Origin of the sequence: Ensifer sesbaniae, from assembly GCF_013283665.1 — a bacterium.
Taxonomy (GTDB): domain Bacteria; phylum Pseudomonadota; class Alphaproteobacteria; order Rhizobiales; family Rhizobiaceae; genus Ensifer; species Ensifer sesbaniae.
Genome location: NZ_JABEKU010000001.1, coordinates 2508463 through 2527910, shown reverse-complemented (window position 1 = coordinate 2527910; position 19448 = coordinate 2508463). Strand labels below are relative to the sequence as shown.

The 19448-nt window shown below is 64.2% G+C and carries 15 protein-coding genes; 7 read left to right on the top strand and 8 right to left on the bottom strand.

What is annotated here, in order from left to right; translation table 11 throughout:
• Nucleotides 1–408: 408 nt before the first annotated feature.
• The 4 genes from BHMPCIPO_RS12325 (at nucleotide 409) to BHMPCIPO_RS12310 (ending at nucleotide 4527) form a co-directional block, all read left to right on the top strand.
• Nucleotides 409–831, top strand: coding sequence for a YciI family protein (locus tag BHMPCIPO_RS12325; RefSeq protein WP_173517014.1), 423 nt, complete (start codon nucleotides 409–411; stop codon nucleotides 829–831).
• A gap of 231 nt (nucleotides 832–1062) precedes the next feature.
• Complete coding sequence (locus BHMPCIPO_RS12320; RefSeq protein WP_173517013.1) at nucleotides 1063–1911, top strand: hypothetical protein; 849 nt, start codon at nucleotides 1063–1065, stop codon at nucleotides 1909–1911.
• 160 nt (nucleotides 1912–2071) lie between these two features.
• Nucleotides 2072–3508: a DUF1254 domain-containing protein gene (locus tag BHMPCIPO_RS12315; protein WP_173517012.1), complete on the top strand. Its 1437-nt coding sequence runs from the start codon at nucleotides 2072–2074 to the stop codon at nucleotides 3506–3508.
• Nucleotides 3509–3759: 251 nt separating this feature from the next.
• The gene (locus BHMPCIPO_RS12310) at nucleotides 3760–4527 is read left to right on the top strand and encodes an adenylate/guanylate cyclase domain-containing protein (protein WP_173517011.1); all 768 of its coding nucleotides are present in this window, start codon (nucleotides 3760–3762) and stop codon (nucleotides 4525–4527) included.
• Nucleotides 4528–4583: 56 nt separating this feature from the next.
• On the opposite strand, the gene BHMPCIPO_RS12305 is transcribed toward BHMPCIPO_RS12310, so the two are convergent.
• The gene (locus BHMPCIPO_RS12305; RefSeq protein WP_173517010.1) at nucleotides 4584–4985 is read right to left on the bottom strand and encodes a GFA family protein; all 402 of its coding nucleotides are present in this window, start codon (nucleotides 4983–4985) and stop codon (nucleotides 4584–4586) included.
• 280 nt (nucleotides 4986–5265) lie between these two features.
• On the opposite strand from BHMPCIPO_RS12305, the gene BHMPCIPO_RS12300 reads away from it, so the two are divergent.
• Together BHMPCIPO_RS12300 and BHMPCIPO_RS12295 are read left to right on the top strand one after the other, a co-directional pair.
• Nucleotides 5266–6792 (top strand): sensor histidine kinase, encoded by a 1527-nt coding sequence (locus BHMPCIPO_RS12300; protein WP_246304303.1) that lies wholly within the window; start codon nucleotides 5266–5268, stop codon nucleotides 6790–6792.
• A 318-nt stretch (nucleotides 6793–7110) separates the two neighbouring features.
• On the top strand, nucleotides 7111–8301 hold the full coding sequence (locus tag BHMPCIPO_RS12295) for a TCR/Tet family MFS transporter (RefSeq protein ID WP_173517008.1): 1191 nt from the start codon (nucleotides 7111–7113) through the stop codon (nucleotides 8299–8301).
• A gap of 80 nt (nucleotides 8302–8381) precedes the next feature.
• On the opposite strand, the gene BHMPCIPO_RS12290 is transcribed toward BHMPCIPO_RS12295, so the two are convergent.
• The 6 genes from BHMPCIPO_RS12290 to BHMPCIPO_RS12265 all read right to left on the bottom strand — a co-directional run bounded on the left by BHMPCIPO_RS12290 (nucleotide 8382) and on the right by BHMPCIPO_RS12265 (nucleotide 15038).
• A complete protein-coding gene (locus BHMPCIPO_RS12290) occupies nucleotides 8382–8828 on the bottom strand; it encodes a GNAT family N-acetyltransferase (protein WP_173517007.1) in 447 nt (148 codons plus the stop codon).
• Nucleotides 8829–9324: 496 nt separating this feature from the next.
• Nucleotides 9325–10005 (bottom strand): RES family NAD+ phosphorylase, encoded by a 681-nt coding sequence (locus tag BHMPCIPO_RS12285; protein ID WP_312033024.1) that lies wholly within the window; start codon nucleotides 10003–10005, stop codon nucleotides 9325–9327.
• Between the two features lie 5 nt (nucleotides 10006–10010).
• On the bottom strand, nucleotides 10011–10415 hold the full coding sequence (locus BHMPCIPO_RS32855; RefSeq protein ID WP_173517005.1) for an antitoxin Xre-like helix-turn-helix domain-containing protein: 405 nt from the start codon (nucleotides 10413–10415) through the stop codon (nucleotides 10011–10013).
• A 244-nt stretch (nucleotides 10416–10659) separates the two neighbouring features.
• Entirely contained in the window at nucleotides 10660–12417 is a 1758-nt protein-coding gene (locus BHMPCIPO_RS12275) for an adenylate/guanylate cyclase domain-containing protein (protein ID WP_173517004.1), read from the bottom strand.
• A 248-nt stretch (nucleotides 12418–12665) separates the two neighbouring features.
• The gene (locus BHMPCIPO_RS12270) at nucleotides 12666–13715 is read right to left on the bottom strand and encodes an aldo/keto reductase (RefSeq protein ID WP_173517003.1); all 1050 of its coding nucleotides are present in this window, start codon (nucleotides 13713–13715) and stop codon (nucleotides 12666–12668) included.
• Between the two features lie 642 nt (nucleotides 13716–14357).
• On the bottom strand, nucleotides 14358–15038 hold the full coding sequence (locus BHMPCIPO_RS12265; protein ID WP_173517002.1) for a glutathione S-transferase family protein: 681 nt from the start codon (nucleotides 15036–15038) through the stop codon (nucleotides 14358–14360).
• Nucleotides 15039–15397: 359 nt separating this feature from the next.
• Here BHMPCIPO_RS12265 and BHMPCIPO_RS12260 point away from each other — a divergent pair, with 359 nt between their 5' ends.
• Nucleotides 15398–17356, top strand: a complete 1959-nt coding sequence (locus tag BHMPCIPO_RS12260) for an elongation factor G (RefSeq protein ID WP_173517001.1) — start codon at nucleotides 15398–15400, stop codon at nucleotides 17354–17356.
• Between the two features lie 212 nt (nucleotides 17357–17568).
• Here the strand turns inward: BHMPCIPO_RS12260 and BHMPCIPO_RS12255 are convergent, their stop codons facing one another.
• Entirely contained in the window at nucleotides 17569–19179 is a 1611-nt protein-coding gene (locus BHMPCIPO_RS12255) for a calcium-binding protein (RefSeq protein WP_173517000.1), read from the bottom strand.
• Between the last annotated feature and the right edge of the window lie 269 nt (nucleotides 19180–19448).

The window sequence follows — 19448 nt, the reverse complement described above, 5'->3', positions numbered from 1 at the left end:
AGCGGGGACTGGATTAAGTGGTTGCGCTCTCAGTCAAGCCGGGAGGACAGGCTTGGCGAGGGGATCAACTGGGGCTTCGAGAGGAGCAGCGGGGTTTCTCCCGCCCTCCCAGTACCAAACCCGCACCGATCCGCGAATGCGTTCGCGCTCCTGCTTATGCTGCCTCATCCTGCTGCTTGCCCAACTTCGTCAACGTTCGCAAAAAATCTTCCTACCCCTGTCGGACCCATCGCCACCCGTTCGTCATTTAGCCAGGGAGGCCAATTTGGCTTCCTTCACCGGAGCGGGATAGGAAAAAGGTCCGCGCAGGTCTTTCGCCTGCATCCCGCTCGCACTAGTTGGGTTTCACCGCGCCGACACCCCAGAGGTCGCAACGACCCGGACCGGCGTGACAAAGGAGAATGGACGATGCGTGTAGTGGTTTTTGTAAAGGCGACCGAGGACAGCGAAGCGGGCAAGATGCCGACGACCGAGCTTCTCGAAGCCATGGGCAAATACAACGAGGAACTGGTGAATGCCGGCATCATGCAGGCGGGCGAGGGGCTGCAGCCTTCGTCGAAGGGCGCCCGCGTCGCCTTCGACGGGCCGAACCGCGTTGTCATCGACGGTCCCTTCGCCGAGACCAAGGAACTGGTCGCCGGCTTCTGGATCTGGACGGTCAAGGACATGGACGAGGCGATCGCCTGGGTGAAGCGCTGCCCGAACCCGATGCCCGGCCCGAGCGAGATCGAAATCCGTCCGATCTTCGAGGCGGAGGATTTCGGCGAGGCGCTGACGCCGGAACTCGCCGAGCAGGAGGAGCGCCTGCGCGAGAAGATCGCCAAGCAGTGAAAGGCGCCCTTGTTGCGCCGGATTTCGGGTGGGTGGAGCTTGCCCCTCTCCTCAGGTTAAACCCGAGGACTTTGCCCTCTCCCTGCCAAGCGGGGAGAGGGGACTTGTCCGGGCCAGAGGTAACGGAGCAGGCGGATGGCGGTTATCCGCCTGCGCCCTTCAGTCTTCCCGTAGAGATTGTATTAACCATGTTCGCTTACCTATCTCTGGGGTTTCAACCGGAGTGGGGCAATGGTCAGGGCTAGCGGTTTCGTCATTTTTCTTTTTTCGAGTGTTTCGATCGCGGCTGCTGCCGATATCGACGGTCCGCTCGTCGGGACGCAGGACGCCTATGAAGTGCCGGTGGAGCAATCGCTCGGGGGCATTGCCGGCTATATCGAGGGCTCTTATGCGGGCGGCGTCGACACGCCCGGCGACATTGATACCAGCGCCTGGGATTTGCGCGGTGCCGTGAACTTCGACTCCGGCGCCGGCATGAACCTGCAGGTCGATCTCGGCTACACGCGCGCTTCTTATGAGGATGTCGATACGAACAGCTATGACGGCGCGCTGCACGGCTACTACCGCACCGAACTCTATGCGGCCGGCATCTTCGTTCAGGGCGCGCGCCTCGATCCGGGCATCGGTGTCGACCTCAACGATTACATGGGTGGCGTCGAAGGGGCCTATTTCCTCGATACCTGGACGCTGCATGGCGCGTTCGGCTATGGCCAAGCGAGCGTGGAAGACTTCGACGACATCGACGCCGACCACTATATGGGCTCGCTCGGCGCCCGCATTTACGCGACCGACAATCTGCGCTTCGACGTCGACGGCTCGCTCCATCGCCTCAGCGAGGACGACATCGATTACGATCTGCGCAGCCTGAAGCTGACGGCAAACTACCGGCTGGACACCGTCCCGGTCACGCTCTTTGCCGGCTACAAATATACCAACGAGGAGCTTTCGGGCCTGAACGCATCGGTGTCCGGCGACACCAGCACCATCTTCGGCGGCCTGCGCTTCTCCTACGGTTCCGCCACGCTCAAGGAAGAAGAGCGCCTCGGCCCCGTCTGGTCCAGCAACCGCCTGTCGTTCTGACTGGCTGCCACGCAGTCCAAGGCATCCCGGGCTGCCCCGCCATGCGGGGCAGCCGCGCTCGTTCGAAGTTCACGCGAAAGCTGAATCGTACACAATGTCTAGTAGTGTTCACCGGGCCATGCTAACCTCCCTCCGTCATGAGGGTTAAAAGGAGGCAAACATGGATTTGACACGTCGTGCCGTCGCTTTGGGAGGCGCTGGCCTGCTCGCAACGGTTTCACATTTACCCGCAAATGCTCTGGATGCTCCGCTGTTCGATCCGGTCGAAGCGGCCGACGATTTCTGGTTGGCGGTGGACGCCTATATCTACGGCTATCCGCTCGTCACGATGGAAATCACGCGCCGTGTCATCACGAATGTGGAACGGCCCGAAGGCAGCAAGGGGCCGATGGGCCACATCATCAAGCTGCGGGAATATCCCAACGCATCCTTCAAGGACGTGACGGCGCCGAACGCCGATACGCTCTACACGACCGCCTTCGTCGACGTCGGCAAGGAACCCTGGGTGCTGTCGATCCCGGACATGAAGGATCGCTACTTCCTGTTTCCGATGCTCGACGGCTGGACGACGGTGTTCCAGGTGCCGGGCAGGCGGACGACAGGGGATGGCGCGCAGTCCTATGCGATCACCGGACCCGGCTGGCAGGGCACCATTCCCGAGGGCGTGACCGAGTACAAGTCGCCGACGAGCATCGTCTGGATCCTCGGGCGCATCTATTGCGACGGGACGCCCGAGGACTATGCGGCAGTCCATGCGCTGCAGGACCAGTGCAAGCTGGTGCCACTCAGCGCCTACGGCAAGGACTGGACGCCGCCGCCCGGCAAGGTCGATCCGGATATCGACATGAAGACGGCGGTGCGCGAACAGGTCAACCGGATGGACGCGGTCGAATATTTCACGCTGCTCTGCGAACTGATGAAGACCAATCCGCCGACGGCTGCGGATGCGGAGGCGGTCGCCAAGTTCGCCGGGATCGGCATCGTGCCCGGCCAGGATTTCGACAAGAGCAAGCTCGATGCCGCTTTCGTCTCGCGCATTCCCGGCATCGCCTTCCATCGCATCATGCTGCATTTCAAGTTCAGCGACGGCGACGTCCAGGATATCAACGGCTGGGGCTTTACCACCAAGACCGGCATCTACGGGACGGGCTATCTCCAGCGCGCGCTGGTCACGGCGATCGGCCTCGGCGCCAATCGCCCCCACGATGCGATCTATCCGACCTCGCTCAAATCGAAAGACGGCCTGTTTGCGCGCGCCTATCACGGGGCGAACAAATACGTCGTCACCTTCCCGAAGGGGCAATTGCCGCCGGTGCGCGGGTTCTGGTCGATCACCATGTATGACGACAAATATTTCTTCGTCGACAATCCGCTCAATCGCTACTCGATCAGCGCCCGGCAGGACCTCAAGACAAACCCGGACGGATCGACGGATATCTACATCCAGAACGAGTCCCCCGGAGCAGACAAGGAGAGCAACTGGCTGCCTGCGCCGAAGGACAAGTTCATCCTGATGATGCGGCTCTATTGGCCCGACGACAGCCCGCCGTCCATCCTCGACGGCTCCTGGGTCATCCCGCCGGTCAAGAAGGCGTGATGACATCCGCGCGCTGCCCGTCGCCTTCGAAGGAAGGCGCCGGGATTACAGCGCCGCGTCTTATCGGACGCGCAAAGGTCGCTGTAACTCGCTGCGGGAGACCTCATCGATGGCCGCGAACCTGTTTTCCGAGTGACGGCGGCGTCCCACGGCCGGTGCCTCGTATTATTCCAGCCGTTGCTAAAGCGCGGCAAATGGCAGAAGCTTCGCCCACGCCCCTCGGGCCATGTGAGCCGGAGCAGATGCAGACCATGACCGAAGCCTCTACCATCCAGCCGGCCCAGCGCGGCGACGCCAGGATCTGCCGGGGATGCTGGGATCAGATGCATGTGCCGATCCCCATTCGCGGGCCGCTGGCGCTGCCGTTTCGCGCCTTCGGCATTACCCGCAGCAAGATGAACCCGAACATCTGTACGATCTGCGAGCGCTCCTTCCGCTACGTCAAGAAGCAGAGCCATGTGGCGGCGAACGCGACAATCCTGTTTGCCGACATCCGCGGCTTCACCCATCTTTCGGGGCAGATCGAGCGGGCCAGGCTGAGCGAGATCGTCAGCCTGTTCCAGGATCGCTGCGCGGAGGCCATCTGGGCGCATGACGGCATCGTCAACAAGCAGATGGGCGATGGCCTGATGGCGATCTTCAACTTTCCGATCGTCAGGAAGGACCACGCGCAAGCCGCGATCCTGGCGGCACGGGAGATCCAGCGTCTGTGCGCGGCAGCACTGGGCAGCCTGCAGCTCGACGCGCTCCAAGGCCAGCCGCTCGGCGTCGGGGTCGGCATCCACAGCGGCGATGTCGAGATCGGCGAATTTTCGAGCTTCCGCAGCGACTTCACCGCAATCGGCGGCACGGTCAACCTGGCCTCCCGGCTCGAATCCCAGGCCGAGGCCGGCGAGATCCTGATTTCGCCCGAGACCGCCGCCGAGGCAGGGGCGCTGACCACGGGCGCGACGACGCGCTTGCTCGTGCTCAAGGGCATCGACCAGCCGGTCGAGGCGAGGGTGCTCGCGACGCATTGATCGGCTGCGCAGTTGGAATCTGGAGTGAGCCTGCTGCCATGGCCGTCGATGGCTCGCTACGCCCAGAGGTCGCGCACGCAGCGGCCGTCGGATGGCAGGTCCTCGAAGGTGTCGAGACCGTCGAAATGGTCGATGGGCAGGTCGGCGACCAGTTCCGGCGGCGCCAGCCTGAGGTTGACGGCCATGCGCCGGCGGCCGCGGTCGTCGAGATGCAGGCTGCGCCAGGCGACGACGCCGGCGCAGGTCGGGCAGAACAGGATTTCCAGCGACGGGTTCTTCGCGTCGGCGCGGACGTAGGAGGTGGTCTTCCCGGCAAGGGTGATCCGTTCGCCTTCGTAGTCATAGGCCCAGAGCGTGCCGTAGCGGCGGCAGAGCGTGCAATTGCAGGCGGTGATCGAGCCGGGGTCGCCTTCCAGTGTCCATTTCGCATTGCCGCAATGACATGTGCCCTCGATCATGGCTGCATCGATCCCGCAATTGACGTGCCGGGATACTGCGCCGATCGGACGGCGCCTGCAATGGTGGCCGGCGCCCGCCGAACAGGGCTTGCCCCTGCACTGACGGCGATCTCCAGGGGGGCGGTCATCCGCGGAGATTCAGGGCGCAACGCTGGAACGATGGCGGCGACAGGACGTTCTCGGTAAGCTGAAACGTCCCGGCACGGCTATCGCCCCGCTCGGGGTGTCGTCGAGAAGGGAGCGCCCGATGACCAGCGCGCACCGTCAAAGCCGGAAACAGATGAAGGCCGAGCTGAAAGACAGCAAACGGCTGCAGGCCATCAGCCTCGAACTGATCAAGGACGGACGACCGCAGGCCATCTACGACACGATATTGGATGGTGCGGCCGCCATCATGCGTTCGCAATTCGCCAGCCTGCAGATGCTGCATGCCGATCGGGGGGACGGCGGAGAGCTGTGCCTGCTTTCCTATCGCGGCTTCAGCGACGAGGCAGCGCAATTCTGGCATTGGGTCAGCGTGGACCAAGCCTCCACCTGTGCGCTCGCCCTTCGTACCGGGCGGCGGGTCGTCGTTTCGGACATCGAGACGGCCGAGTTCCTGCAGGATACGGCGGACCTGGCCTACTACCGGCAGACCGGAATCCGCGCGGTGCAGACCACGCCGCTCCACTCGCGGGTCGGAGCGCTGATCGGAATGTTGTCGACCCATTGGCGACATGTGCACGCCCCGACGCAGCGGGAACTGCGGCTGCTCGACGTGCTGGCACGCCAGGCGGCCGACCTGATCGAGCGCGAGCGGGTGGAGACGGCGCTTCGGACGAGCGAAGAACGGCTGCGGACGGCGGTGGAGGTCGGCGGCCTGGGGCTCTGGGACTGGAACGTTTTGACCGGAGACGTGCATTGGAGCGACGCGCACTTCCGCATGCTGGGTTACGGCGCCGACGAGGTGACGCCCAGCTATGAACGCTGGTCCGCGCGCATTCATCCGGATGACCGCCTGGAGGCGGAGGCCGTGCTGCAGCGCGCGCGGGAGACGCACAGCGAGTTCGTCACGGAGTTTCGCACCCTGCATCCGAACGGAACCGTTCGCTGGCTGCATGGCCGCGGCCGCTTCTTCTACGACGAACAGGGGCAGACGGTGCGAATGGTGGGCGCGATAACCGACACCACCGAGCGGCGGCAATGGGAAGACCGGCAGAAGGTGCTGATCGCCGAACTGCAGCACCGCACGAGAAACCTGATGGCCGTGGTGCGCGCCGTTGCCGAAACCACCGCCCGCAGGAGCAAGGACCTGATGGATTTCAATACGCATTTCGGCAGTCGCCTGTCCGCGCTCGGCAGGGTCCAGGGCCTGTTGTCGCGCCTCACCGACCAGCAGAGGGTCGCCTTCGACGATCTGGTCCGGGCGGAGCTGGCGGCGGTGGATGCGGATATGGGCCGCGTGCGGCTCGACGGCCCCGCCGGCGTGAAGCTGCGTTCGTCGACCGTTCAAACGCTGACGATGGCCCTGCACGAACTGGCGACAAATGCCGTCGAATACGGAGCCTTGGGACAGGCCGGCGCCGCGCTTTCCGTTCGCTGGCATATCGAATCCGGAAAGGATCAGAAACTCTGGCTTCACATCGACTGGCACGAAAACGGAGTGCGCATGCCGCCGTCAGCCGCCGAGAGCGCCGGACATGGGCGCGAACTGATCGAACGGGCGCTGCCCTACCAGCTCGAGGCGAAAACCACGTTCGCCCTCGGGCCGGATGGCCTGCGCTGCACCATCGCCATGCCGGTCTCCGAGCTCAACATGGCACGATGAGGATTGCCTTCCGGGATTGCCGCGGGGACGCGTCCTGACGAACAGCCGTGCAGGCCAGGCAAGGGCAGGTAAGGGCATGGGGCTTGCCGCACCGTGCCGCCTGGTGTTAAGTGCCTGCCATCGCGAAAAGCGACTGCTTGCCTTGATCCGCTGAGTGGCGGACATGCAGTAGGCAGTCAAGCACACGCCATCCCTGCCTCGTTGAGCACGGATCGGCCAGCGTTTCCAGAAAACTCGTCGCCTGCATCGTCAGGTCACCCAATCGCAAGGCATCGGCGCCTGTCGGCGTGCGCGGGCTTGCGTCGATCGGAACGCCTCATGAAGAAATCCCTCATCGTCATTTTCACTGCCATCGTGCTCGATGCCGTGGGCATCGGCCTCATCTTTCCCATCCTGCCTTCGCTGCTGAAGGAGGTGACCCAGGCCGACAACGTGGCGCCCTATATCGGCACGATGACCGCGCTCTACGCGGTCATGCAGTTCCTCTTCGCGCCGGTGCTGGGGGCGCTCAGCGATCGGCTGGGGCGCCGGCCGGTGCTCCTGATTTCGCTGGCAGGTGCGGCCGTCAACTATCTGTTCCTCGCCTTTGCGCCCAATCTCTGGATGCTCTTTGCCGGTCGCGCGATCGCCGGGCTGACGAGCGCCAACATGTCGGTCGCAACCGCCTACATCACCGACATCACGCCCGAGGACAGGCGCGCCCGGCGCTTCGGCCTGTTCAATGCGATGTTCGGCATCGGCTTCATCATCGGTCCCGTTCTCGGCGGCGTCGCCGGCGACCACTCTCTGCGGCTGCCCTTTGTCGCCGCGGCGGTGCTGAACGGCTGCAACTTGGCTCTGGCCTATTTCGTGCTGCCGGAGTCGCGCAGGCCGAGCGGCGGAAAGATCGATCTCGCCGCGCTCAACCCGCTCCGGCCGCTGCACTGGGCGTTCTCGGTGAAGCGCGTGCTGCCGATCGTCTTTCTGTTCCTGATCTTCAGCGCCACGGGCGAGGCCTACGGCACCTGCTGGGCGCTCTGGGGCAGCGAGACCTTCCAGTGGAACGGCTTCTGGATCGGCCTTTCGCTCGGCGCCTTCGGCGTCTGCCAGGCACTGGCCCAGGCGCTTCTTCCGGGACCGGCCGTCAGAGTCTTTGGCGAGCGCGGCGCCATCCTGGCAGGTGTCGTCGGGCTGTGCCTTGCCCTGACGGTCATGGCCTTTGCGACCGAGGGCTGGATGATCTTTGCGGTCATGCCGGTCTTCGCGCTCGGCGGCATCGGCGTGCCGGCGCTGCAATCGCTCGCGACCCGGCAGGTCGACGAGAGCCAGCAGGGCCAGTTCCAGGGCGTGCTGGCCTCGGCGGTGAGTCTCGCGTCGATCATCAGCCCGCTCGCCTTTTCGAGCATCTATTTCGCCGTCCGCGAGCAATGGCCGGGCGCGATCTGGCTTTCGGTCGTCGCCGTTCATCTGCTGGGCGGGCTGCTGGTTCTGCGCCTGACGAAGCCGGTGGCGGCCTCCGTCGCGTCGTAGTGCTGCGCGGGGTGGTCACGTGGATGCGGATGGAACCGCAATGGTCCCATCCGCTCCTGAGCGGAACGATGTCCCGCGGGCTATTTCGACGTGCGATCCAGCCGCATCACCTTTTCCTCGCCGAGGATCATGCCGGTCTCGCGGAAGCCGAAGCGGTGATAAAGGGTGTAAGCGCGGGTGTTTTCCGGGTAGACACCGAGATAGATGTCGCCGCATTCGGGGATCGTGGCCATGTGGTCGATGAGGGCCGAAAGCGCCTTGGCGCCATAGCCCTTGCCCTGGTGCCGGGCGTCGATCATCAGGCGGTAGATCCAATGGTTGCCGTCATCCGGATCGAGCGCATACATGGCGAAGCCGACCGGCGCGCCCTCGGCCATCACGGCGAAACCGACGCATTCGGGGCGCTCGGCGAGCTCTTCCAGCGACTCCTCGTTGCTGGCGATGAAATCCATCTGGTTTTCATGCACGTCGAGCTGTCGGATGACATCGGCATCGACGGCGTCGACGGGTAGAAGTGTAATCGTCATTCGTTTCCTCATGTTCGACGTCCGGTGCCCTTGGCGCGGCGCTTGCAGCGCGCCCCGTCATCCACGCGGTGAGGGATTGCCCCTCATCCACGCGGTGAGGGATTGCCCCTCATCCGCCTGCCGGCACCTTCTCCCCGCCTGCGGGGAGAAGGGACACTGTGGCGCTCGCCCGCATTCATTACCCCAGTTCTCAAGATCCGGCCGTTCGCATCGCAGCCTATGCGGAACGGGCGGTCGTCAAATGGAACGAGATGCGTGCCGCTCTCCTCTCCTCGCAGCCTAGGAGAGGTGAGGGGCGGCTTTAAGCGCTGGCGCATGTCCAGCCGGGCAAAGGCGTCAATAACAATCTGATTTATAAGTGTTTTATGTTTCGGCCGAATCCGACCTCGGCAAGTCTAGCGCGGGAATCCGGAAAGGCGAGCCCTTGTCGGTGGAATGTATTGCCGCAACATTGCGGCCCGCTCGTGGGGCGGCATTTCCGCCTGCCCCTGCCGGATCAGGCCTCGTCCAGGATGCGCGGCTCGGGCTTGCCGGTCCACTCGAAGGTGATGGTGCGGCCCTGGCGGATGTTCTGGATGACCGAGGGGCGGAAGACGGCGAGGCATTCGCCCTCGGGGTCGCGGGCGGAGGGATAGATCAGGCCATTGCCGCCTTCGGCGAGAATGGTGGCGGCGAGCGCCTGGCCGGCGGGGTAGGCGACCGCCGTATCGGCATCGAGATAGGCGGCGCCCTTTTCTCCGCGCGCGTCATGAAAGCGGCAGGTGAAGCCGGCGATCAGCTCGCGGTAGCGGCCGATGTCGTGAAAGCTGCCGGCCTCGCGAAGCGCCCGGGTACGGTGGTAGACGATCTCCGCCTGGCAGGTTTGAAGCGCCCGCGGGCCGAAGGCGCAGTACCAGGCGCCGCGCTCCTCGCCGTTGAAGCGGTTGCCCGGCGGGCGGGCATGGCAGAAGGCGGCATTGATCAGCGACCAGCCATAGCCGAAGGTCTCGTTGAGGAGCTCGGCCGGGTCGACGCCGACGGGAAGCGCAAGCGGGCTCAAGCGTGCCGAGGTCATCGCCTCCAGCCGGTTGAGGATCTCGATCTCGTCGTCATCGTCGGCCAGCGGCTTGACGGCGGGCTCGTCGATATAGGCGGTCGAGATCAGCCGGACGGTCGCCGGCTCGTTGAAATCGATCACGGCTATCATAGGCCGCCGCGCAGGCCGTCGAGATAGCGCCGCACCTTCAGCATCACGGGAATGCCGCCCTCGATCATCAGATCGACGGGCGAGTGGCCATTGAAGAGCGGGCCGGTATTGACCGCCTTCGGCCATTGATAGGTGAGCGGGCCATTGAAATAGAGCCGCAAGCCCTTGAAGATGCCGACGATCAGGCTGGCGCGCATGCGCTTGTCCTGGTCGAGCCTGCCCTTGAAGTCACCGGCCTTCATACGGTTCCAGGTGGCGATCGGCACATCGAAGAGCTGGGCCGCCTCCTTGTTGGTGAGGTTCCAGAGGTCGCAGGCTTTGACCACGGCCTTGACGATCACCGCCTCTTCGTGCCGGGCGGCTTGTCTATCGGGCGCGAATGCCGGTTGCGCGCTGGCCATGGTTATCTCCTATGGAGTACAAATGCGTATCATATGATATGAAATGGCGATGTTGGGCGGGAAGTCAAGGGGCCTTGCTGGCCGTTGTCCATCCACCATGCCCCTCATCCGCCTGCGGCAAGATGCGAAACCACAGGTGCCATCTGCGCTGGCGGGGAGGTGAAACACGGACGGGCGCGGCGGGTTTCTTTCTCACCGAAGGCGCGGCGAAGGTGGCCGGCAGGCCGGATGAGGGCGGAACCCGTCAATTCAGGCCGGCACGGGCAAGTCCCTCGATCAGGCGCGCCCGATCCTCGGCGCGGACGAAAGAAGATGTTGCTCCGATCGCGTCCCGCGAGATGTCGGGAACGAGCGACTTGAGGCGTCCGAGCAAGTCCGTGGCGGCCTCCCGGTTGTCCAGAAGTCCGGCACAGGCCGTGCCGATGATCAGCGGAACCGCGTGGCCGGACCGCAAACGATGCGCCTCCCGTGCGTACTTCAATCCAAGTTCGTAATCCGCGCCCTGGAAATAGGCCATGGCGTAGTAGAACTGAAAGTCGCCAAGAAAAGCCTCGCGCGGGCTCAGTCTGAGGGCGTAGTCGATGCAAGGAATGGCGTCCGCCGCGCGGCCCCCGTTGGCATGCGCAAGTCCCAACTGGCCGTGCGCAAACGCGGAGTTGGGGTTGATCGCGACCGCCTGGCGGATCGCTGCCATCGCCAGGACATTGTCACGCGTCGCAAAGGCGATCATCGCCTGCGCAAGGTAAGTCCACGGTTCCTTATCGTCGGCGGTAATGGCTTGCTGGACGAGATCCCTGGCAAGGATCAGGGCAGATCCCATGTCCTCCCACCCCTGGAACGCGCGCCACATGGTAATCCAACCTTTCATGGCGAGCGCCTGGGCATAACCGGGAGCCAGTTCGATTGCCCGATCGAGCAGCGGGAGCATCTTCCCACTGCTCTCCTCAGACAGTTGGGAACACAGGAACACCGACCGCACGACACATTCCCAGGCATCAAGGCCCTGATGCGGCTTGGGGCTTTCGCGGGCATGCTCCGCCGCCAGGAGTTCCGGCCCGATGCGGCCGACGACGCTTGCGGTGATTTCGTCCTGAATGCTGAAGATGTCGCCGAGTTCGCCGTCGTACCTTTCGGCCCAGAGATGGACGTCGGAGGCCGCATCGATGAGCTGCGCGGTGACCCTCATGCGATTGCCGGACTTGCGGACACTCCCCTCGAGAACATAGCGGACCCCGAGTTCGTGCCCGATGGCGCGCACATCCACGGGCTTTCCCTTGTAGGTAAACATCGTGTTGCGGGCGATCACGAAGAAGCCCTTGAGCTTGGATAGCGCGGTGGTGATGTCCTCGGTGAGTCCATCGCTGAAGAAGTCCTGCTCCGGGTCGGCGCTCATGGCGCTGAACGGCAGCACGGCAATGGATGGTCGGTCCGGAAGTGCGGGCCTGGGCGATTCCGACCGTGCGGTCGTCCCTTCCAGAAGGGCGCGGTACAGTCGCACCGGCCTCTCCATGTTCTTGAGCGCGCGTTCGCCGAGGTACTCGTAGTCGCAGTCAAGCTTGCCCTGGAGATGGTCGTATGCCGTGCCGGAAATACAAATGCCGCCTGGGTCCGCCAAGGTCTGGAGGCGGGCGGCGATGTTGACGCCATCGCCGTAGAGATCCCCATCAGCTTCGTGGATCACATCACCGAGATTGACGCCGATCCGGAAGATGATGCGCCGCTCCGTCGGGATATCGGCCTGGTTCCCGGCAACCCCCTTCTGGATGGCGACCGCGCATGCGACGGCATCGACGACCGAGCCGAACTCCACGAGCGCACCGTCGCCCATCAGCTTGACAATACGGCCCTGATGCTCGGCCAGCAGCGGATCGATCACCTCCCGGCGCAGAACCTTGAGGGCCGACAACGTCCCAGTCTCGTCATGTTCGACGAGGCGGGAATAGCCGACGACGTCAGCGGCCAGGATCGCGGCCAGCCGCCGCTCTGCTCTTGCAGTTGCCATGGCTGTCTCCCCCTCAGGAGATCCGCCGTATGAAGCCCAGGCGATTGACGCGAGATGCACCATCCGGCTGCCCGACACCGCGATCGTGCGGGTTCATGATACCACTGCGACGGTCACATGGCGACGCTTCACGAGGGGCCGCCACTCTCGATGCACCCTCAGGAGATGGCATCAGCCTTCATCGGAATCGTGTGGCACTTGCTCCATAGGCCGAAGAGGCGTTGGCGCGGCGGATGGGGCACCGTCCTCTACAAATGCGGCCCCAGCAGCGACAGGTCGGCCTCGCCGAGCCGGTCCTTGGCGGTCCAGAGCTGGTGCCAATAGGGGTAGATCACCGGCGGCAGGCTGACGGCGTCGAGCAATTCGCGATCCTCGTCGGAGAGCTTCAGTTTGGCGGCGGCGAGGTTATCGCTGAACTGGGCCTCGGTGCGGCCGCCGATGATGACTGAGGTGACGCCCTTGCGGCCGATCAGCCAGGCGAGCGCGACCTGCGCCGGGGAGACGCCGCGTTCGCCTGCAATCGCCACCAGCATGTCGACGATCTTCCACAGCCGCTCCTCGTCGCGGATCGGCGGCTCGTTCCAGCCGGCAAGCTGGCGCGTTCCCTCCGGCGTCTCGTTTCGCCGGTGCTTGCCGGAGAGCAGGCCGCCGGCGAGCGGGCTCCAGACGAGCACGCCGAGCCCCTGGTCGATCGAGATCGGCATCAGTTCGTATTCGGCCTCGCGGGCTTCGAGCGTGTAGTGGATCTGCTGGCTGACGAAGCGCTGCCGGCCTTCGAGCGCGCTGATGCCAAGCGCCTTCATGATGTGCCAGCCGGAATAGTTGGAGCAGCCGATGTAGCGGACCTTGCCGCTGCGAACCAGGCTGTCGAGCGCTTCCATCGTCTCTTCGAGCGGCGTCTCGCCGTCCCATTCGTGCACCTGGTAGAGATCGATGACGTCGGTCTTCAGCCGCTTGAGGCTTGCCTCGCAGGCGGCGATCAGGTGCTGGCGCGAGAGGCCGCCGTCATTCGGTCCCGGGCCCATGGAAAAGCGCGCCTTGGTGGCGATGAGCACGCCGTTCTTGCGCTTGCCGCCGAGGACCTCGCCGATGATCTCCTCGCAATGACCGGTCGAATAGATATCGGCGGTGTCGATCAGGTTGACGCCGGCGTCGAGGCAGAGATCGACATAGCGGCTCGCCTCCTTGAGGCCGACATTGCCGACCTCGGCAAACTTGCCGCGGCCGCCGATCGTCATCGTGCCCATGGTGATAACAGAGATTTTCAGGCCGGAACGGCCGAGCAGCCGGTATTCCATGGTCTCGGGTCCTTTGCTGGTTCGGGCGGAGCGAACGGGGACACAGGCCTCCGTCGTGGATCGAGCCGAAGATGACAGAGCCCGTAAGGTAGCAGCCTGTGGCGGACGGGCAAGGTGTGCAGGGGCCGTCGTGCCTTGCCATCGGGTGTTGCGGCTCTTGAGGCTAATTCGGCGCCAAGAACCGGCGGAGGGTACGGCTGGCCTCGTCTCCGTCGCCTTCCCGATCGGCACGCCGCCGGCGCAGGTGAAGTAGGGCAGGGTCAATTGCTTTGAGGTGGCGCGGCCCCTCATCCGCGCGGTGAGGGGCATGCCTCTCATCCGCGCGGTGAGGATGCCCCTCATCCGCCTGCCGGCACCTTCTCCCCGCAGGCGGGGAGAAGGGAGGCGCGGCGCGCGCTCGCTTCAATAGGAGGCGACCGTCATTTTTCTCCGGCGGCGGCTTCGTTCGACAACGCGGCGGTAGGGTCCGTTCCCTCGCCCCGCCTGCGGGGAGAGGGTTAGTCCTCGGGTTGAACCCGAGGAGAGGGGCAGACGCCACCTGGAGCAAGCGTAATCGACAGCGAACGGAAGGCGGCCGCGTCTTGTCTTTCCGATTCACCAAGGCGATCCATTTCCTTGTAATCGCTTACCTTCCCGCCGTGCCTACATCTCGAAAAACCGTGCCGGCATCAGGTTCTTGTAGGGGAACATGTGGAAATACGGCCGGGCTTCGGCGAGCACGCGGCGCACGGAGGCGCGCTCGAGCAGGCGTTCGAAATAGGCTGCGAGATGCGGATGTTTCTCGTCGAAGGGCTCGACGATGCCGCCGTAGAAGAGCGCAGGCGTGGCGGCGCAATCGGCAAGGCTGAAGGCATCGCCGGCGGCGAAGGTGTTCTCAGTGAAATGCTTGTCGGCCATGCCATAGGCAACGGCAAGGGAGGCGCGGGCGTCGCTGACGCCGCGATGGTCGTTTTCACCGGACGCACGCAGCGTATCGGTGACGATCTTCTGCATCGGCACGTGGATATAGAGATCGAAGAAGCGATCCCAGAGGCGCACCTTCAGCGCCGCGTCGCGATCGTCGGGGATCAGCCGCTTGCGGCCGGGATAGTGGCGATCGAGATACTCGATGATGATGGAGGTCTCGGGCATCACGACGTCACGCGCGCTGTCGGTCAGAACCGGCATCTTGCCGACCGGCCAGAGTGCGGCAAAGCGGGCCGCCTCCTCGGGATCGAGCAGATCGACCAGGCTGCTCGTGAAGGGGGTCTCGTTCTCGTAGAGCGCAATCAGCACCTTGTGGCAGAAGGACGCGAGCGGATGCTGGTAAAGCGTGAGGGACATGCGGACGGTCTCCGGTTCGGACGATTGCAATGGGGCGCTTCGAGAGAACTAGCGCCACGCTATCGGTTGTCTATATACTGATATGAATATTTAACTGGTATAATATTGCAAGCAGAATATGGCGACTGACGGCGTCGCTTGTCAACGCGGTGGGGACAGGAACTGTGCCGAATTTGCGCAGGGCCATTTGAAAGCGCGAAAGCTGCCCTAGAATTAGTAGAGTAAGGGCGTCGCAACGCTCGGCGCCGCTACAGCACCGCGCGTCTTCATCGGACGTGCAAAGGTCGCTGCATGTCTCCTTAAATCGACGTCGATTTAAGGAGACATGCATTGGCAATCGCGACAGGGGAGGATCGCCGATGCGCTGCTTCACGGTACTTGGGCCCTCACAGACCGGAAAAACCACGCTGGTCGAAAAGCTGGCCGGTCTGGAGGGGGCCTCCAGAAAAGCTGTTTCACCCTATGGACTGAATATCACGGAATTCGAGTTTGGCGGCGAACCCTGGTGTGCGCTCGATGCACCCGGCGGAACCGAGGCGCTCGGCCACGCGCAGCATGCGTTGGTCGCCAGCGATGCGTGTGTGCTCTGCGTCTCGCCGGCGCCGGACGAGGCGGTGCTGGCCGCGCCTTATCTCAAGGTGATCGAGGCCTCCAACACGCCCTGCATTCTCTTCATCAACCGCATGGACGAGCCGCGGGCGCGGCTGCGCGATGTGATCGCGGCCCTCCAGGACTATTCCGGCCACATGCTGCTCCTGCGCCAGGTGCCGATCCGCGAGGGCGACAGGATCGTCGGCACCTGCGACCTGATCTCCGAGCGCGCCTGGCGCTACCGCGAAGGGCAGACCTCGGCGCTGATCGAGATCCCCGATACGGTGATGGAGCGCGAGAAGGAGGCGCGCGCCGAACTGCTGGAACATTTCTCCGAATTCGACGACTGGCTGCTCGAAGAGCTGATCGAGGATCGGGCGCCGGCGAACGACACGATCTACGCGATCTCCACGCGGCTCCTGAAGGAAAACCGGATCATCCCGGTGCTGGTGGGTTCCGCGAGCCATGCCAACGGCATCATGCGGCTGATGAAGGCACTGCGCCACGAGGCGCCTCAGGTCGATGCGCTGCGCGACCGTCTGGCGGCTGCCGGCTCCATCGCCGAGGGCGCGCTTTCGGCCGTCAGCTTCCATGCCTACCACCGCGCCAATGTCGGCAAGACCGTGCTGGTGCGGGCACTGACCTCAGGGATCAAGCAGGGCTCGACGCTCGGCGGCGGCAGCCTCGGCTCGTTGCAGGACCCGGCGACCGGCAAGCCGCTGCCAAACGCCACGCCGGAGGAGGGCGCGATTTTCGCCGCGGTCAAATCCGAGCACCTGCCGGTGCCGGCGCTGCTTGCCGGCAACAGCACGGCCGAGGCCCCGGATTGGACCGTGCCGCCGACGCCGATGCTGGAGCGTATCCTCGTGCCCGACAGCGAGCGCGACGAGACCAAGCTTTCCGGCACGCTCGCAAAACTCGCCGAGACGGACCGCGGGCTCGTGGTCATGCAGGAGGAGGGAACCGGCGCGCAACTGGTCTGCGTGCAGGGGCCGATGCATCTGCGCGATATCTGCAGGACGCTGGCCGAGGTCTTCCATGTCGGCGTCACCGACAGGCCGCCGAGCCCGACCTACCGCGAGACGGTGCTGAAACCTTCCGACGTGCATTACCGCCACCGCAAGCAGACGGGCGGCGCCGGGCAATTTGCCGACGTCAAGCTCAGCGTGCATCCGAACGAGCGCGGGGCCGGCTTCTCCTTCGCCGAGACGGTGAAGGGCGGGGCGGTGCCGCGCAACTTCATCCCGGCGATCGAGGCCGGTGCGCGCGAAGCGATGGAGAAGGGCCCGCTCGGCTTTCAAGTGATCGATGTCGGCGTGACGCTGACCGACGGCCAGCACCATTCCGTCGACAGCAACGACTTCGCCTTCCGCGCGGCGGCGAAGATGGGCGTGCGCCAGGCGCTGTCGCAGGCGTCCGCCGTGCTGATGCAGCCGGTCATCCGTATCGAGATTCACATCCCCTCGATCTATTCCGGCAGCCTGGTGCCGATCGTCTCCACCTACAAGGGCCAGGTGCTCGGCTTTGACCGGGACGAGACCGCCAAGGGCTGGGACATCTTCCGCGCGCTGGTGCCGGGATCGGCGCTCGACGAGCTGGCCCGGGCGCTCAGGGCGGCGACCCAAGGGATCGGCTATTTCTCCAAGAGCTTCGACCATTTCGAGGAGCTCTACGGCAAGGAGGCCGATGCGGTGATCCACGCGCACGGGGCGCAGCACGCGGGGTGAGGGGCGGTTAACGCAGGCGGGTTGCGTGGCAATTGCCGGGCGGCCCCCGTCTGCAGGGGCAGCTTCTGCGTCGCCACCGGCATCAAGTGGAAATGTCGCCAGCCATCGTGCCAACGGCAGCATTGCGCCGGGTAGATCGCGGACCCGCCTATCAGTTCGCATGACAGGGCTACCCGCGGCCTGACGTGACCAGATACCCCCCGCCCAGCGGGTCAGAACAAAAGGACGTCGTCGGAGCTGAGACTGGAGAGATCCACCCCCTCGAGCAGGATGCCGTCGCGGCTCCCGAAGCCGTAGGAGACGAAGACGCCATCCTCCGTGTCCGAGGCCAGCGAGAGAAAGCCGTCGAAGTCGTGGATGCCCATCGCCCGCGCGGCGCTTCGGTCGAACCGCAGCACATCGCCGCCCTCCGGATCGAAATCGACCACGTGGTCGATGCCGTTGCCGCTCAAGTCGCCGCGGTTCCAGATGAAGGTATCGGCGTCCACCCCGCCGATCAAATAGTCAGCGCCGCGCCCGCCCCAGATTTGGTCGTTGCCCGCCCCGCCGATCAAGCGGTCTGCGCCGCCGCCGCCCCGGATTTCGTCGTCACCAGCCCGACCGTCGATGAGATCGTCGCCGTAATTGCTGGTGAGGACGTCGTTACCGGCGCCGCCGCGCAGCGTGTCGTCACTCTGTTCGTACAAATTCGTGACCACCCGGAAGCTTTCGATCCCGCGGAACACCAGGCTCGGCCCCATCATGCCGGCCATCGCGTCGAAGTCGATGGCGCCCATCACATGGTCTGCCGCGATATGCAGCGTGTCGTCGCCGGCGCCGCCTTCGATGACGCCTTCGGGGCGGAAGAGCCGGATCAGATCATTGCCCTCGCCACCGTCGATGAGATCGGCACCGCCGCGGCCAATGAGCGTGTCGTCGCCACCATTGCCGAGCATCACGTCGTCGCCGGAACCGGCGTCGAAATGATCCCTGCCGCTGCCGCCGATGAGAACATTGTCACCTTCGCCGGCAAAGACCGAGGCCATCATATTTGACGAGCCGAAGACCACGTCGTCGCCGCTGCCGAGCGTGATGTCGACCTTCTCGAAGCCGCGGAAGACGAGGCCGGTCGAGGCCGTGCCCCGTTCGAGGTCGACGGTGATGTCCTGAGGCTCGCCGTGATGCTGCAAGGAGAGCGTATCGTTGCCGGCGCCGCCGTCGGCCTCCGCTGTGCTGAATGTCGTGATGACGACATCGTTGCCGGTCCCGCCATAGAGGCGGTTGGCGCCGACGCCGTCGCTGATCATGTCGTCGCCGTCGCCGGCATAGACGACGTCGTCACCGAAAGCGATCGGGCCCAAGTCGAGCGCCCATGCCGTCCCGATCACATCGTTGCCGGCGCCGGTCGAGATCCAATCGTCGCCCAATGTGCCGGAGACGAAGTCGGCGGCTCTCCCGGTCGTCAGCACCAACCGCTCGATGTTGCTGAAGAAGATATGATCGGTGAACTGAGGCGTGAAGCCGATCATGGCGTGGCCGGAAACACCATTAAACCGCACCGGCTCGGTTCTCGTCGACAGGTCGACGACGAAAGTATCGAAGCCCGCGCCGCCCGTCACGGCTCCGCCGACTCCGCGCAGCACGATCGTGTCGTCTCCCTCTCCGCCATCGAGCCTGTCATAGCCGCTTGCACTCGTCAGGAGGTCGTCGCCGGCGCCGGCATCGAGGAGGTCGTTGCCTTCACCGCCATCGAGATCGTCATTGCCGACAAGCCCCCACAGCCGGTCGATGTCCGGTCCGCCGCGCAGCCTGTCGTCACCTTTCGTTCCAATGATGTTCGTCATGAACGGCTCCCTCCAATGTCTTGGAGAGAACTTATAGCGTAGTGGGGCCGCTGCAGAACAATTAGCCAAGAGAAAAATCTGATTAATATTATTAATCGGTAACAGTGCAAAAATATATATTTCAAAATTACGTCTATAATACAGTAGATATAATTGAATACTCGAATCGCCCCTCCATTCACCCGAGCGTCGAATAGCCTCGACACTGCGCTGATAGACCCGGCTGGCTCGGCTCTCAGCCTTTTTTCGGTGATGTCATCAGGAGGTCA

What these genes read in the sequence shown, in the direction of transcription:
- BHMPCIPO_RS12325 (WP_173517014.1), top strand. Translation starts at nt 409, where the DNA reads ATGCGTGTAGTGGTTTTTGTAAAGGCGACCGAGGACAGCGAAGCGGGC.
- BHMPCIPO_RS12320 (WP_173517013.1), top strand. Translation starts at nt 1,063, where the DNA reads ATGGTCAGGGCTAGCGGTTTCGTCATTTTTCTTTTTTCGAGTGTTTCG.
- BHMPCIPO_RS12315 (WP_173517012.1), top strand. Translation starts at nt 2,072, where the DNA reads ATGGATTTGACACGTCGTGCCGTCGCTTTGGGAGGCGCTGGCCTGCTC.
- BHMPCIPO_RS12310 (WP_173517011.1), top strand. Translation starts at nt 3,760, where the DNA reads ATGACCGAAGCCTCTACCATCCAGCCGGCCCAGCGCGGCGACGCCAGG.
- BHMPCIPO_RS12305 (WP_173517010.1), bottom strand. Translation starts at nt 4,985, where the DNA reads ATGATCGAGGGCACATGTCATTGCGGCAATGCGAAATGGACACTGGAA.
- BHMPCIPO_RS12300 (WP_246304303.1), top strand. Translation starts at nt 5,266, where the DNA reads ATGAAGGCCGAGCTGAAAGACAGCAAACGGCTGCAGGCCATCAGCCTC.
- BHMPCIPO_RS12295 (WP_173517008.1), top strand. Translation starts at nt 7,111, where the DNA reads ATGAAGAAATCCCTCATCGTCATTTTCACTGCCATCGTGCTCGATGCC.
- BHMPCIPO_RS12290 (WP_173517007.1), bottom strand. Translation starts at nt 8,828, where the DNA reads ATGACGATTACACTTCTACCCGTCGACGCCGTCGATGCCGATGTCATC.
- BHMPCIPO_RS32855 (WP_173517005.1), bottom strand. Translation starts at nt 10,415, where the DNA reads ATGGCCAGCGCGCAACCGGCATTCGCGCCCGATAGACAAGCCGCCCGG.
- BHMPCIPO_RS12275 (WP_173517004.1), bottom strand. Translation starts at nt 12,417, where the DNA reads ATGGCAACTGCAAGAGCAGAGCGGCGGCTGGCCGCGATCCTGGCCGCT.
- BHMPCIPO_RS12270 (WP_173517003.1), bottom strand. Translation starts at nt 13,715, where the DNA reads ATGGAATACCGGCTGCTCGGCCGTTCCGGCCTGAAAATCTCTGTTATC.
- BHMPCIPO_RS12265 (WP_173517002.1), bottom strand. Translation starts at nt 15,038, where the DNA reads ATGTCCCTCACGCTTTACCAGCATCCGCTCGCGTCCTTCTGCCACAAG.
- BHMPCIPO_RS12260 (WP_173517001.1), top strand. Translation starts at nt 15,398, where the DNA reads ATGCGCTGCTTCACGGTACTTGGGCCCTCACAGACCGGAAAAACCACG.
- BHMPCIPO_RS12255 (WP_173517000.1), bottom strand. Translation starts at nt 19,179, where the DNA reads ATGACGAACATCATTGGAACGAAAGGTGACGACAGGCTGCGCGGCGGA.